Origin of the sequence: Segniliparus sp., from assembly GCF_051660745.1 — a bacterium.
GTDB lineage: Bacteria > Actinomycetota > Actinomycetes > Mycobacteriales > Mycobacteriaceae > Segniliparus.
Genome location: NZ_JBOFQF010000023.1, coordinates 57,883 through 71,111, shown reverse-complemented (window position 1 = coordinate 71,111; position 13,229 = coordinate 57,883). Strand labels below are relative to the sequence as shown.

Genomic DNA, 13,229 nt, shown 5'->3' with positions numbered 1-13,229 from the left:
GGGGAAATACCCATAGAGCGACTCCATTCGATGTCGTGTGATCAATCCCTGCGCGGGAGGCCCCCTCGCGAGACAAACGGATCATAACCCCCCGCCACCAGCAGACCCAACCAAACCTGAGAATTCCCAGCAGCCTCGCAGAAATCTTGGCGGCCCGGCAGGCCCGGGCCGTTAGCGCGAGGCCTCCTCGATCACCGCGAGAAAACGCCGCACATAGAAACGCTGGACCGCCCGCACGGCGGGCAGCACGGGCAGCAACGGCCAGACGGGCAGCGATACGGAGCTGACCTCGACGCGGACCTCGTCCGTCCGCTGGTCCCAGGAGACGACGAACCGCTCCTCCCCTCGCTCCAGATGTCCCGGCAGGGTGCCGTACGCGAAGCCCTTGCGGCGCGGCTCGTCCACGACGTACACCACGCGGCACGGCAGGGACAGCGGGCCGAGTCGCTGGTCGACCACGTCGTTCTCCGAGATGAACGACGAGGACGTGCGGACGCCGAGCCCCGCGCGCAGCTGCGCCTGCCAGGTGAGGACCGCCGTCGCCGCCCGGTAGAAGCGCGCCTCGCCCGTCCCGATCGTCTTGGCGCCCGCGAGCGGGAGGAAGAACCTCGGCTTGTCCGCCTCCCCCCTCGTCACCCCCGCCGCCGGGTACGAGAACGGGGCCGTTCGCAACAGTCTCGCCTCGTCCTGCGGCAACGGGGTGCGCTTGCCCCGGAACGCCCTGCCCGTGAACGACATGCCCCGACCCTACTCCCGCGCAGAGCGGGGCTCCGCCTCGCGGCCCTCACAGCTCGGCGTCAGCGGACGGCGCTACAGTGCTCGCATGTTCCGGCGTCACACACATCACACCCAGCCAGGCCGTCGACCCACGAGAACCACGGCGCTCGCCGGGCTCCTGCTCACGGGGTTCGCGCTCGTCGCCGCGCTGACCGGCTGCGAGCCCGGAGCCTCCTCCGACGGCGCCTCGCACGGGAAGCCGGGCGTGGCGGGCAAACGCCCGGCCCCCGAGGCGTACTCGGACTCCGACTCCGGCGCTGGGTACGCGGGCCCGAACGTCCGCAGCGCGCCGATGAGCCCCTCGGACTGGGCCCCGGGCGCGCCCTCCTCGCCCTCCATGGCCACCACGCAGACCCTCCGGGCGGAGACCGGCGACCTCAAAAAGGCCAAAGAGGCCGCGCTGCGGATCAACGCCGAGGCGGGCGGGAGCGTGCAGCAGCAGAACGAGGGGGACAACGTCCGGGAAGTCGATCCGACGAAGACCGTCGAGAAGGCGAAGGACTACCTCGGCTACGTCGTGTTGGGGCTGCAGATCCCGGTCGACACGTTCGACCACGCCGTGTCGCAGCTCAGAGCGCTCGGCGAGGTGACGTCCGCCAACTCGCAGTCCACGAACGTCAGCCAGCAGGCCGTCGACCTCGACGCGGAGCTGGCGGACGTCCAGGGCACCATCACGCGGCTGGAGCAGCTGCGGGCGCAGACGAACGACCCCGACGTCCTCGTGAAAGTCCAGAACCAGCTGACCGCGCAGCACTCGCGCCTCTTGGAGTTGCAGCGCCAGCAGCAAGGGCTGGACAAACGGGTGCAGACCGTCTCGATCACCGTCACCCTGCTCGGGAAGAAGCCTGCGGACTCGGGGCGCAACTGGGTGAGCGCCGGGCTGCGTTCCGGCTGGTCCGACCTGGTCGGCGCGGCGCAATGGCTGGTGACCGCCATCTCGTGGCTCGCGGTGTGGCTCGTCCCCGTCGTCGTGGGGCTCGTCGTCCTGCGTCTCGGGTGGCGGCTCCTGCGTGGGCGGCGCGCCTAGGCCGCCGCTCTCGGCCCCCTGCCGCTCAGCGCTCGGGCAGCGTCCCCGAGGCCGTCGCCTCGGCGAGGCGCAACGCCGCGCGGTCGCGCTCGGAGCGCATGAACTCGATCGGATGGCCGTGCGCGTCCTTGCTCGGCCATTCGATTCCGAGCGCCGGGTCGAGCGCGTCGATCGCCCGCTCCAGCCGGGGGTCGTACTCGCTGGAGCAGAGGTAGAGCAGGACTGTGTCCTCCGTCAACGCGAGGATGGCGTGGCCGAGGCCCGCCGAGAGGAACACCGCGTTGCGGCGCTCGCCGCTGAGCAGCACGGCCTCCCACGAGCCGAAGGTGGGCGAGTCGGAGCGCAGGTCCACCACCACGTCGAAGACACTGCCCGAAGCGACAGTCACGTACTTCTCCTGCCCCGAGGCCAGCGTGCCGTCCTCGCCGAGCGCCACATGCACCCCGCGCAGCACGCCCGCCTTCGAGATCGAGCAGTTGACCTGGGACGTCGAGAAATCCCGGCCCGCCACCTCGCGTGTGAGGCTCGCCTTGAAGAGCTCCGCGTTCACCCCCCGGTCGTCGGGGTGCAGCTCGGGCACGATCTCCCAAGCGCCTGCGATAGGCAACTCCCGCCATTGCGTCATCTTCTCTCCTTCACCGTCGGTCGCCCCGGTCCAAAAGCGCCGCCAGATACGCGCCGTAGCCCGAGTTCGCATGCGCCCGCGCCGCGCGCTCGAGCTGCTCGTCGCCGATCAGCCCGCGCCGCCAGGCGACCTCCTCCGGGCAGCCGATGCGCACCCCTTGGCGCTGCTCGATCACGCGCACGTAGTTCCCGGCCTCCAGGAGCGAGTCGAAGGTGCCCGCGTCGAGCCACGCCGACCCCTTCGGCAAGACCCGGACCGAGAGCCGTCCCGCTTTGAGATACGCGAGGTTGACGTCGGTGATCTCGTATTCCCCCCGAGCGGAGGGCCGCAGCTCCTGCGCGATGGAGACCACGTCGTTGTCGTAGAAGTAGAGCCCCGTGACGGCGTGCTTGGACTTGGGCTCGACCGGCTTCTCCACGAGGCCGACCGCTTTGCCGTCCTCGCCCCACTCCACGACGCCGTACCGGCCCGGGTCGGACACCTCGTACGCGAACACCACTCCCCCGTGCAGCGGGCCCGCCGCCGGGCCTTCGAGCTCCGGCTCGAGGCCCGCCCCGGCGAGGATGTTGTCCCCGAGGACAAGCGCCACGTCGCCGCCGCCGATGTGCTCCTTCGCGATGACGAAGGCCTGGGCGATGCCTTTCGGCTCGGCCTGCTCGGCATAGCTCAGGCGCACGCCGAATTGCTCGCCGGAGCCGAGGAGGCGCGCGAACGCGGGGGCGTCCTGCGGCGTGGTGATGATCAGGATGTCGGTGATCCCCGCGCTGATGAGCGTGGTCAGGGGATAGTAGATGAGCGGCTTGTCGTACACCGGGAGGAGCTGCTTGCTCACGCCCAAGGTGATCGGGTGCAGCCGGGAGCCTGCGCCACCGGCGAGGATGACGCCTCGCATAGAGGGAAGAGTATCAGGATCCAGGCCGCGGTCAGCTCGCGCTGCGCTCGTCCTGCCGGATCGTGTCGAGCACCGCAGTCCGCATGTCGGCCGAGCCCTCCATGTCCTCCTCCCGCGCCCCCCGCCGCAGCAAGACCCGCAACCGCTCCGAGTCGTGCTCGGCAGGCTCGGTCTCCTGGACGAACTTCTCCACGACCCGCACGAACCGCCTCGGGTAGTCGTGGAACGGGAAATGGCCGGAGCCTTTGAACACCTCCAACCGCGAGCCCGGCATCGCCGAATGCGCGAGCCGGGCGTGGCTGATCGGGATGACTTGGTCCTGCGTCCCCCACACCAGCTGCACCGGGATCCCCTCGGCCAAATAACATCGGTCGAGCATGCTGACCACCTGCCCGCGCCAGTCGACCACGGCGCGCAGCGTCCGCGCGAACGCGGAGGAGGCGGTCGGCTCCGGCAGGTCCGCGAGGATGCGCAGCACGTCGGGGATGTCGAGCTGGAACCCCGCCGCGCGCAGCACCTTGTCGAGCACGTCGCCCGCGAACCGCAGCGACGGCATGGCCCCCGGCAGCTGCAACAGCGGCAGGGACTCGGCGACGAACGGGAGCGAGGCGGCCCGCAGCACGACGTTCACATCCTTGGTGACCCCGCCCGCAGACACGAGCACCAAACGCTCCACGAGCTGCGGGAACTGGTACGCGAACTGCATCGCCACCCCGCCGCCGAGGGAATGCCCGACGACGGTGGCCCGGTCGATCCCCAGGACCGAGAGCAGGTCGCGCATCCCGTTGGCGTACGCGGCGATGGAGTAGTCCGCGCGCGGCTTGTCGGATTTGCCGTGGCCGAGCAGGTCCGGCGCGATCACGGTGAACCGCTCGGCCAGCAGGGTCTGCACTTCGTCCCAGGTGGACGAGTTGTCGCCGATGCCGTGGATGAGCAGCAGCACCGGGCCGGAGCCCGCGATGCGGTACGCGCGCCGGTAGCCGTGGATGGTGCAGAACTCCAGCGACGGGCTCTGTCTGGCCGTGGCCGCCGCCGAGTCTTGTCTGACAGTCATCGGACTATCATCGCTGCCGAACGTGTTTCGCGCACGTTCTCCGCCGGGGCGGCGCGCTCTGGGATACTGGAGCCATGAAACTTCTCGTGACCGGCGGAGCCGGGTTCATCGGGGCCAACTTCGTGCGCCGCACCCTCGCGACCCGCCCGGAAGCCGAGGTCACCGTGCTCGACGCGCTCACCTACGCGGGCAGCCTCGGCACGCTCGCCGACATCGCCGACCAGGTCGTGTTCGTCAAGGGCGACGTGGCCGACGAGGCCGTGGTGGACGAGCTGGTGCGCCAATCGGAAGCCGTCGTGCATTTCGCCGCCGAGACGCACAACGACAACGCGCTCGTGAACCCGGGGGCGTTCGTGCGCTCCAATATCGTCGGCAGCTTCGTCCTGCTCGAAGCCGTCCGCCGCCACGGGGTCCGCCTGCACCAGGTGTCCACGGACGAGGTGTACGGGGACCTCGCGCTCGGCGAGGACCGCCGCTTCCTCGAAGGGGACGCGTTCAACCCGTCCAGCCCCTACTCCGCCTCCAAGGCGGGCGGGGACCTGCTGCTGCGCGCCTGGGTGCGCTCGTTCGGGGTCGAGGCCACCGTCTCGCACTGCACGAACAACTTCGGCCCGTGGCAGCATGTGGAGAAATTCATCCCGCGCCAGATCACGAACCTGCTCGTCGGGGGGTCCGTGAAAGTGTACGGGGACGGCAAGCACGTGCGGGACTGGATCCACGTGGACGACCACAACGACGCGGTGTGGGCGATCTTGGACAAAGGCGAGCCGGGGCGGACCTACCACATCGGCGCGGGCAACGAGCAGGGCAACCTCGCCGTGGCCCAGTTGCTGTGCGAGCTCACGGGCGCGGACCCGGACCGCATCGAGCTCGTCCTCGACCGTCCGGGCCACGACCGCAGGTACGCGCTCGACGCGAGCAGGCTGACCGCCGAGCTGGGCTGGAGCCCCCGCAAGACCGACTTCCGCGCGGCCCTCGGGGAGACCGTCGACTGGTACCGGGCGCACCAGGACTGGTGGGGCGCGGAGAAGTCCGGGGTCGAGGCCCAGTACGCGCGGCGGGAGCACGGCGCCCGTGGCTGAGGACCGGGCCGCTCGCGATCAGGGCGCTTCAGATCAGGACTGGGCGCAGGCCGTGGCGGACCTGAACCAGCAGAACGCCCGGACCAGGGAGCAATTCGTCCGGACCCGGCTGGCCACAGACCCGCTGTGGGAGCTGTGGGACGGGGAGGCCGCCATCTTGTTCGGCGCGGAATGGGAACTGGCCGACGGGCGGGCCAGAGCCTTGTTGGACGAAGAGCGCGCGGTCCTCGCCCTGCTGCCCCGACCCGAGGCCCCGGCGTTCCAGGCGGATGAGATGCAAGGCGCACCGAGCCGTGGCGTACAAGAAGCGAGGAACGAGCAGGGTACGCGAGGCGAGGAGCAACACCGCAGATCGCCGTCTGGGGGGCCGGAGCACAAGGCGGAGCTCTTTACATTCATGCAGCACGCCGCCGAGCACTTCCAAGCGCAACAAGAGGAGCTCGAAGCCGCATTGACGGCCAGGGACGAGCTGATCGACCGGGCAGAGCGGCTCGCGGGCGACGAGGGCGCCGCGTACGCTGCGGAGCACCGGCTGTGGCTCAAACGCGCGGAGGACGTGGTCCGGCGGCTCGCCGCGCTGAGCGCGGGCGTCCGCGCCGCCCGGGCCGCGTACGCGAAGGCGGGCCAGATCAACACGCGCATGTTCCGCGCGGACTTCTTCGCCGAGGCCGCGCCCGAACCAGCCCCCGGGCCGGACGCGGGCGCCGAGGAGGCCGGGCTCTGCGGGCAGCTCTCCCCCGCAGGCTTCGCCGCGCTCGGGGACGTCCTCACCGCCGCCGCCGAGCGCCTGCTCAAGGCGTTGATCTCCGCCGAGCTGGCGTTGGAGGAGGTCGGCCCGCTGGCCCGCCGCAAGCAGCGCGACGAGGCCGAGCGCTACGACCAGAGCTCGCAGGCGGTGTTCCTGCTCGCGGGCGACTGCCTGCGCGCGGAGATCCTCCTCGCCCGGTCCGTCCGCCAAGCCGGGCGGAACTGGGAAGTCGTCGAGTGGGACGCGGGCGGCAGACGCGGCGCCCTGCCCGAGGCCGCGAAGGTGAAAGAAGTGGTGGAGATGCGGATCGCGCCGCCGCCGCGCGCCACCGCGCAAGGCCGCGAACCGGACCCGAACGCCGCGCAGCAGGCCGAGGCGGCATGGCGGGCGCTCGCCGCAGCGGTCGACACGCTCGACAAAGCAGTGGTCGCCTCGGGCGGCTTCGACTCCGCCGAAGCCGAGGCGCTGGAATCGGCAGTCGGCCAGATCGCGTCCCGGCTCTACGCCGTGCAGGACGGCGCGACCGAGATCGCACAGCTGTGCGCGGACCTGCACGCCCGCAGCCGACTGCCCTGGTGGCGGCGCAACAGCCCGAACCGCTTCGGCGCAGGCGCCAGCAGGAACCCGCGCGACTGACTCGCGGGTTATCCTTGGATTCTGCTGACCGCATTGGGGGCCATCGCGGGCGATGACGTGGAGGACTAGATCATGGGACAGATCGACAAGCCGGGGAAAGAGCCGGTCCATCGCGGCTTGTCATGGGTCGTCGGGGTCCTTCTGATCTTGCTGCTCTTCCCTGTGGGCGCGTACGAGTTGTTCATCATCGGCTTGTCGGCCATGATCGCCGACGGATGCCCGTCCTCCGGGCCTTGTGACATGTCGTTGGTGATGATCGCCGATGCCACTATCGCAGGCGGATGGCTGGCAGCTTTCCTCGTCGCGACAGCAGGTTTCTCGTGGGCTGTCTACAAGCAGAGACCGGCTTTGCGTTGGGTCGGCTGGGGGTGGGCGATCCTCATCCTCTCGTTGGTGCTCGGCTACGCATTCGGAAGCGCTGGCGAGAAGGCAGTGCTGAACAGCAACCGGTCCAGCGCTCCAACCACCTCGTACACACCGCCCTACCGGTTCAAATCGACATTGCCCGACGAGGCTGCGGCGGGCCGGGCGTGCTTCGAGTTTCTCCAGCAAACGCTCGACAAGCTTCCGCCCGGCTGGTACTGGAGTTTGGAGGCTCCAGGAGGGCAGCCCGCGCACATCCCGTATGTCGTTCATCCCGAGACGCAAACCAGTAAAGACTTTCCGCCTCTCTTCGCATCGAAATTCTATCTCCTGCACGAGGGACAACTTGGCGTGAAGTCCTCCGACGAGGCCAAGCAGCTCTCCGACGAAATTACCCGAATATGGGCGCAGTTCGGCTGGACAATACGGCATGTGACCAGCAATAAACCCGACGATCCCAGCGACGGCGGCATCACGAACTCAGGCATCGAGACGCACCTATATATCGAAGGCAATGAGCGGCCCAATATTTTGGCAACGTGCGACGCTGATTTCCAGAAAGGCCACGAAGACCCCACAGTCGTCGCGAACTTCCCGCATACCATCACGCGCGAACGTTAGCCCTGCTCACGGATCATGCTGTCACCACGTGAAGAGGTTGCTCAATGTCGCCGCTAGCTGTGTGGGCGCTCCATATCGCGTTAGGGTCCCACGACAAGAAACATGGAGAGATACGCTGGCACAAGCGCGGCGCATACCGTTAATGAGGCAATAACGCTCGGTCGTGTTCGCTCGCCGAGGCGAGTCGAGGCCGCAGCGCACCCGAGCGCCCCTGCCAGAAGGCCGTACGAGCCGATCCCTGCGGCCCGCATCCCGATAACTGCCCAGAGATTCCGCGACGTGTACTCACCTGAGCTGAGCGTCCAATAATCGAGGTCTCCGGCTAGAAGGAAGCATGTGCAGCATGTGAGGAAGTCACTGGCCACCACCAGCCATATCGCGCGCAGAAAGAACGTTCGGGATCTTGACGAACGCTCTTCAGACGAGGAAGCGTCCATCACCATTTGAAGAGGTTGCTCGGCTTGCCCGGCTCGGCAGATTCGCTCGGCTGGTTGTAGTCGAAGCCATCACGGGTGATGATCCGGGGTTTGGGAACATGATCGTCTCGGAGTCGAGGAGGGAAACACGGCGTGCGCCCACCAAAAGTCGGTGGATAACCGGCCAGTCTTCCGGAATAACCCATGATATCTAGCTGGTATCCATCTGGCGAATAGCCATACCAGCTAAAATTGCCGTCGCCTTCACTTTCTTTGACCCGCCAGCCCCAGCTTTCCCAAAGCTCCCTAACTTTCGCGATCAGAGCATCCGAGGCTGTGCCTGCCGGGAGCTTCATGTCAAAAGTATCGTGATAGGTGATCGGCGCGTTTTCTTGGTCGATTCGGTCGTCGCAGGCGCTGTTGCTTCCTCCTTGCCAGGGGTGAGCGCTGTAGATCGACACTCCCGCTGGTAGCCCCTCAAGGGTCTTTCGCATGTACCCGTACAGGGTCTCTTGGGCTTGTTGCTGGCTGGTGACGCTTGGTGCGGGGATCATGATGTGTCCTTGGGCTCCTGGGGCGGCTGTCGTGCTTGTGCCCGTCGCCTGCCCGGTGCGCGGGGCGCAGCCCGCGACGAGCAGCGTCGCGGCGATAGCGAGGCGGAGTAACGCTGTCGCGTTCTTGGCGGCGTTCATGCGTGTTTCGGGGTTTGGCCGAGGATGATTTGCGCCATGCTCGTCATTCCGGTGCTGTCTTGGGTGAAGTAGCTGCTGTGCGCGTCGCCGCTGAGCCCGCCGTAGTACCAGTCGCCTTCCGGGCCGGGGTCGGTCTGGAATTGGTAGGCGCCCGTCACGGTCCTGGGGTCCGGGCCGAGGGGTTCGATGACCGGGTCTCCGACGCTGGCCATTTTGATCATGTCGTTGTCGGCTGTCGCGACGAACACTGTCCCTCCCGTGTTGATGTTGAAATCGCTCAGCTGGTTCGCGAACATGCCCGGCGAGCCAACACCGGCTATCGCATCCGCGTCGAGGTGGCGGCCGTGGGTTGCCGCCGCGCCGACCTCCGCCGATCCGTAGCTGTGTCCGATAACCGTGTTGAAAGAGCGCCCGCCCGCCGCAGCGTCGTCATGGGTGATGCGCAGCGCGTCCTGCCATTCGTCCAAAGCCTGCGCGCCGTTGAGCGCGAAATCTGGCTTGCCCGCCCATTTGTCGCTCGTGGGGTCGAAGATGTCCATGGGCCGGTCGTAGCCCATCCACGTCGTCACCGACACCGCATCCTTCCCTAGACTCGGGTCCATCCTGTGAGCCAATTGGTAGAGATCTTCTGCCCGTTTATCAGAAGCGTCCATTTTGGCCATGTCTTGCCCGGTTCCGGGCACGAACGTGCTGGTCTTCCTGTCAAGTTGTAAATATGACCATTGGGCTATCCGGCAGAATTTAGCGCATCGCTTGGTTAAAAAGCAGTTCAAGGGTATTTTTCAACTATTCTCGCGTGATTATCCTTCGACTAATGACGCTCGGTGCCAGCGTGTGATGAGAAAAGTAGATCAAAAACCGGCCAGTGGAGAAGGCATAGTTTGCGATGTTTCGCTCTGGCTAGGCAGACCCCGGAGACTTGTCGGGAAACCTTGCCGCATCAGTAGCAGTCCCGACTCCTTACCCTTCGCGCGCTGCGGGCCAGCCGGGGACGGGCGCGGGCAAGGCCTCGGGGTACGGGTAGGGGCCGTCGTGCTCGCCGAGCATCCATTTCACCCGTGTCTCGCGAGGGTCGGGGGCCTTTTGCATGCACTCGTCGTGCGCGCGTTTCCAGTCTTCTTCGCCCCAGGAGCCGTCTGACCAGAGATCGGATTTGTAGTCCCTCGAACTGTCCGGCCACGTGTTCGGCACTTGTCCGGTGAGCGATCCGATACTGATCTGACCGACGACCTTCCATTCGCCGAACACGTCGGCCTCGGGCGCGGGAAGCGGGCCTTGCTGCGGGGGGGAGGCGTCGCGCGCGTTTTGAGCGCTGGTCGGGGCGGGCGTTTCAGCGGATCGTTGGACGACCACCCGTGTTATGCCGCCCCATCCCGCGTCTGCCGGAACACGGGCGGGGTCGGTGAGCGCCGGATGCTTCGGATTGATGGTGTGGCTCCATTTCCCGTTTGGCTGCTGGTAGAGGATGGAGTAGTCGCCTGTGCAGTAGACAGCGGCCCATTGACCGTCGTTCAGCGGCGTGAGGGAGAGCACGTTCATGTGCAGCACGCCTCCCCCGCGTATGGTTCGCTCTTGAACGAGCCATGCGGGGGGGTCCGGGTCGTCGTCGATGGGCCAGAGTCCCACCCGTTCGTGGGGGGAGCTTGCTTCCGGGGGGGCTGACGGGAGGACCGCGCGCGCGAATCCTGGGTAGAGGTCGCTCTCCTTGTTGGTCGTTCCGGCGAGCCTTGAGCCTTCCTCGTACGCCCGCACGGCCACCATCGGGCCTTTGACGAGGTCGATGCCGGGTTCTGCGGTCCAGGCGAAGCGGAGGTCTTTGAAGTGCTCGGAGAGGTGGTGGAGCCCGTCGCCCTGTGTGGCAGGGGGCTTCGGGGGCGGCGCGGGGGTGCATGCGGCGAGCATGGCCAGGCTCAAGGCAGCTGCCAGCAGGGAGCGGGTCATCAGGGATGTTTCTCCTCTTGCCCGTTGTTATTCGCCGTGTCGTTGTAGGTTCCGTGGACGTCGTCGGTCAGGCTTGAATATCCTGTGGCCAAGTCTTCCAGGAGCCTGCCCAACTCCGCCTTGTATTCAGCGCGGTTTGCATTGCTCCTACCGCCGTGCTTGTCCTGCCAGTCGTCCTCGGAGAGGATGTGCCCGTCTGGTGCGACCACCTTGTTTCCCTGTCCGAGGTCGGGGTTGGTGGTGAGGAGGGCTTGAGCGACCATGGTTTTGAAGACGACGGGGTTCTCGTGTGGCGGGGCCGGGGGCATGTGCGCTGCGGGGGCGTCGCCGAGGAACCATGCTTTCATCGCGGGGTTCGCCACGTCCAGCCCGACTCCGAGCGCGGTCCCGATGCCGGGGACGGCTTTCGCTCCGGTGCCGACGACGGATTTGAGGGTGTCCCACGCGGTGCTCTTCACGGCGTACTCGTGCTTCGCGGCCTCGTCGGTGTTGCCGTAGCGGGCCTCCATCGCGTCGTAGAGGCCCCGGTCGGACAAGGCCCTGGTGCGCTCGGCGGTTTGCAGGTACTCCTTCGCCCCCTGGGGGTCGCCGTTGTTGTGCGCTTGGGCCATCTTGTCGAGCAGGCTCTTCTCCTCCTGGTTCGCGGCGTCTTTGAGCGTGGTGGCCGCCGTGTCGTCGGTGGACAGGGTGGCGAGCAGCTGCTTCGCGTGGGGGGAGAGCCCTTTCTCGTAGGCATCGTCGGCGTCGAAGCCCCCGCCGAACGTGCTGGCGTGCGTGGCGAGCTGCGAGCCGGTCAGGTCGCCGAAATACGGCGCGAGGCCGTGCGCGGCGCTTTGGGCGAGGGCCGGGTTGGTCTCCCCGAACGTGTGCCCGCCCCATTGGTTCAGCTCGGGATGGGCGGCGAAGTAGTCGGCGACTGTCCGCTCGCTCTGACCGGCGAGCACGCCTTGGTGCCCGGCGACGTCGGCGTTCGCGCCTTGGTCGAGGAACGCCCCCGCCGCGCTCCCGCCGTCGCTCCACCGGTAGTGGGTGAGGTCCGACAGCAGCGCCTGACCGTCCGCGCCCCGCAATTGGTCGTGGACGACCTCGTGGTCCGGGGCGACCGTGCGGAGCAGGTTCTGCACCACCTGGTCGGACTGCTCCTGCCCGGTGACCATCACGGACTGCCCGAACTGGTCTTTCGGCGGGTTCGCCGCCAAATGCTGGATCTCTTTGGCCCGGTCCGCCAAAGCGCCGTCGAGCGCCGAGTTCTGCCGCACTTGCTCGTCGCTCTGCTGCAAGAGCGCGTTGAGGTCGTTGAGGTCCCTGCCGTGCTCCACGTCCAACCGCATCTGCGGCTGATGGCTGTTGCCCCCGACCTGCTCCCACCGCGCCCCGGCCTGGGTGACCGCCTCGCGCGCCTTGCTCGGCAACTGCTCGATCCCGCCCTTGGTGCGCTCGTAGGCGGCGGGCTTGCCGTCCGGGCCGAGCTTGGGGAGAGTGGATACAACGTGCTCGTTGCCCGCGAGCTCCAAAGCGTTCCCGAGTTGCGGGCCGACGCCGAGCTTGTCGGCGAGGGCTTTGATCTCACCGGTGCTCTTCCCGTCCAAAGCTCGGTTGAGGGCGCGGATGTACTGCATCTGCGCCGGGGACAGCTCGGCGTCCCTGCCCTCGGAGAGAGCGGTCCACTGCTCCTGGGAGAGCTGGGTGGCCGCGTCGATCCGCTGCTGCTGCTCGGGGGTGAGCGTCTTGCCGTCGCGGACGTCTTGCGCGTCCTGCTCGGCCTGAGCTTTGTTGAGCCCGGCGAGGACGGGAGCCTCGGCGGACGCGATGTCGAGCCCGTCTGTCATCGCCCTCGCACACGTGTCGATGGCCTCTTCGCAGTCCTTCGCCGCCTGTTGCAGCTTGGCCTCGGTGTCCGCCCTGGCCTCGATCCGTTTCTGCACGCGCTCGGCCACGTCGGTGTACCCGAGCTTCACCAGCTGTTGGCGGTAGGCGTCGAGGTTCGGGTCCACGACAGTGAGATCTTCGTTGACGACCATGGGGAACAGGTCGCGGCCCTCGGCGCGGTGGATCTGCTCCTTCGCGATCCGCAGCGGCTCGACCATCGCGTCCGCGCCCGTGATCTGCGCCTTGCCGACGTCCTGGAACTGCGCCCCGATGGCGCGGGCGTGCTTCGCCAGCTCGTCGGCGCGAGCCCCTGCGGCATTTTGGGCTTTGCCGTGCCAGCCGTCCACATCGGCGGAACGGAGGACGAACCCGGCCAACCGGTCGGCGAGGTCTGCGCCTTTGTCCACGTACACCTGACCGGCCTTGCGCATCGCGTCCAACTTCGAGAGGTCCGAGTAGGTCGCGACCAAAAGCGCCTTCGTCACA

General features: G+C 67.4%; 12 protein-coding genes. 4 read left to right on the top strand and 8 right to left on the bottom strand.

Annotated elements, in window-relative coordinates:
- Positions 1-171: 171 nt before the first annotated feature.
- Positions 172-738 carry a DUF1990 family protein gene (locus ACRC20_RS06395; protein ID WP_438685518.1) on the bottom strand — a complete coding sequence of 189 codons (567 nt, stop codon included), beginning with the start codon at positions 736-738 and terminating at the stop codon, positions 172-174.
- A gap of 85 nt (positions 739-823) precedes the next feature.
- Between ACRC20_RS06395 and ACRC20_RS06390 the strand changes: the two genes are divergently transcribed.
- The gene (locus tag ACRC20_RS06390; RefSeq protein ID WP_438685517.1) at positions 824-1,804 is read left to right on the top strand and encodes a DUF4349 domain-containing protein; all 981 of its coding nucleotides are present in this window, start codon (positions 824-826) and stop codon (positions 1,802-1,804) included.
- 25 nt (positions 1,805-1,829) lie between these two features.
- Here the strand turns inward: ACRC20_RS06390 and ACRC20_RS06385 are convergent, their stop codons facing one another.
- Genes ACRC20_RS06385 through ACRC20_RS06375 form a run of 3 tightly spaced genes read right to left on the bottom strand, consistent with a single transcriptional unit; the run spans position 1,830 to position 4,375 of the window.
- Positions 1,830-2,429 (bottom strand): dTDP-4-dehydrorhamnose 3,5-epimerase family protein, encoded by a 600-nt coding sequence (locus ACRC20_RS06385; RefSeq protein ID WP_438685516.1) that lies wholly within the window; start codon positions 2,427-2,429, stop codon positions 1,830-1,832.
- Positions 2,430-2,439: 10 nt separating this feature from the next.
- Entirely contained in the window at positions 2,440-3,321 is an 882-nt protein-coding gene (rfbA, locus tag ACRC20_RS06380) for a glucose-1-phosphate thymidylyltransferase RfbA (RefSeq protein WP_438685515.1), read from the bottom strand.
- Between the two features lie 31 nt (positions 3,322-3,352).
- Positions 3,353-4,375: an alpha/beta fold hydrolase gene (locus ACRC20_RS06375; protein ID WP_438685514.1), complete on the bottom strand. Its 1,023-nt coding sequence runs from the start codon at positions 4,373-4,375 to the stop codon at positions 3,353-3,355.
- A 74-nt stretch (positions 4,376-4,449) separates the two neighbouring features.
- Here ACRC20_RS06375 and rfbB point away from each other — a divergent pair, with 74 nt between their 5' ends.
- The 3 genes from rfbB to ACRC20_RS06360 all read left to right on the top strand — a co-directional run bounded on the left by rfbB (position 4,450) and on the right by ACRC20_RS06360 (position 7,825).
- Positions 4,450-5,457 carry a dTDP-glucose 4,6-dehydratase gene (gene rfbB / locus ACRC20_RS06370; RefSeq protein WP_438685513.1) on the top strand — a complete coding sequence of 336 codons (1,008 nt, stop codon included), beginning with the start codon at positions 4,450-4,452 and terminating at the stop codon, positions 5,455-5,457.
- The gene (locus ACRC20_RS06365; RefSeq protein ID WP_438685512.1) at positions 5,450-6,841 is read left to right on the top strand and encodes a hypothetical protein; all 1,392 of its coding nucleotides are present in this window, start codon (positions 5,450-5,452) and stop codon (positions 6,839-6,841) included. Before rfbB ends, ACRC20_RS06365 begins: the two co-directional genes overlap by 8 nt.
- A 72-nt stretch (positions 6,842-6,913) precedes the next feature.
- On the top strand, positions 6,914-7,825 hold the full coding sequence (locus ACRC20_RS06360) for a hypothetical protein (RefSeq protein ID WP_438685511.1): 912 nt from the start codon (positions 6,914-6,916) through the stop codon (positions 7,823-7,825).
- A gap of 436 nt (positions 7,826-8,261) precedes the next feature.
- Here the strand turns inward: ACRC20_RS06360 and ACRC20_RS06355 are convergent, their stop codons facing one another.
- The 4 genes from ACRC20_RS06355 to ACRC20_RS06340 all read right to left on the bottom strand — a co-directional run bounded on the left by ACRC20_RS06355 (position 8,262) and on the right by ACRC20_RS06340 (position 13,228).
- On the bottom strand, positions 8,262-8,795 hold the full coding sequence (locus ACRC20_RS06355; protein WP_438685510.1) for a hypothetical protein: 534 nt from the start codon (positions 8,793-8,795) through the stop codon (positions 8,262-8,264).
- 134 nt (positions 8,796-8,929) lie between these two features.
- A complete protein-coding gene (locus ACRC20_RS06350) occupies positions 8,930-9,616 on the bottom strand; it encodes an alpha/beta hydrolase (protein WP_438685509.1) in 687 nt (228 codons plus the stop codon).
- A 277-nt stretch (positions 9,617-9,893) separates the two neighbouring features.
- Positions 9,894-10,874, bottom strand: coding sequence for a hypothetical protein (locus tag ACRC20_RS06345; protein WP_438685508.1), 981 nt, complete (start codon positions 10,872-10,874; stop codon positions 9,894-9,896).
- Positions 10,874-13,228, bottom strand: coding sequence for a TPR repeat region-containing protein (locus ACRC20_RS06340; RefSeq protein WP_438685507.1), 2,355 nt, complete (start codon positions 13,226-13,228; stop codon positions 10,874-10,876). Before ACRC20_RS06340 ends, ACRC20_RS06345 begins: the two co-directional genes overlap by 1 nt.
- Position 13,229: the final 1 nt, after the last annotated feature.

Excerpts from the sequence above, each read along its gene's own strand:
- ACRC20_RS06395 (WP_438685518.1), bottom strand. The coding sequence starts at position 738 with ATGTCGTTCACGGGCAGGGCGTTCCGGGGCAAGCGCACCCCGTTGCCG.
- ACRC20_RS06390 (WP_438685517.1), top strand. The coding sequence starts at position 824 with ATGTTCCGGCGTCACACACATCACACCCAGCCAGGCCGTCGACCCACG.
- ACRC20_RS06385 (WP_438685516.1), bottom strand. The coding sequence starts at position 2,429 with ATGACGCAATGGCGGGAGTTGCCTATCGCAGGCGCTTGGGAGATCGTG.
- rfbA (WP_438685515.1), bottom strand. The coding sequence starts at position 3,321 with ATGCGAGGCGTCATCCTCGCCGGTGGCGCAGGCTCCCGGCTGCACCCG.
- ACRC20_RS06375 (WP_438685514.1), bottom strand. The coding sequence starts at position 4,375 with ATGACTGTCAGACAAGACTCGGCGGCGGCCACGGCCAGACAGAGCCCG.
- rfbB (WP_438685513.1), top strand. The coding sequence starts at position 4,450 with ATGAAACTTCTCGTGACCGGCGGAGCCGGGTTCATCGGGGCCAACTTC.
- ACRC20_RS06360 (WP_438685511.1), top strand. The coding sequence starts at position 6,914 with ATGGGACAGATCGACAAGCCGGGGAAAGAGCCGGTCCATCGCGGCTTG.
- ACRC20_RS06355 (WP_438685510.1), bottom strand. The coding sequence starts at position 8,795 with ATGATCCCCGCACCAAGCGTCACCAGCCAGCAACAAGCCCAAGAGACC.
- ACRC20_RS06345 (WP_438685508.1), bottom strand. The coding sequence starts at position 10,874 with ATGACCCGCTCCCTGCTGGCAGCTGCCTTGAGCCTGGCCATGCTCGCC.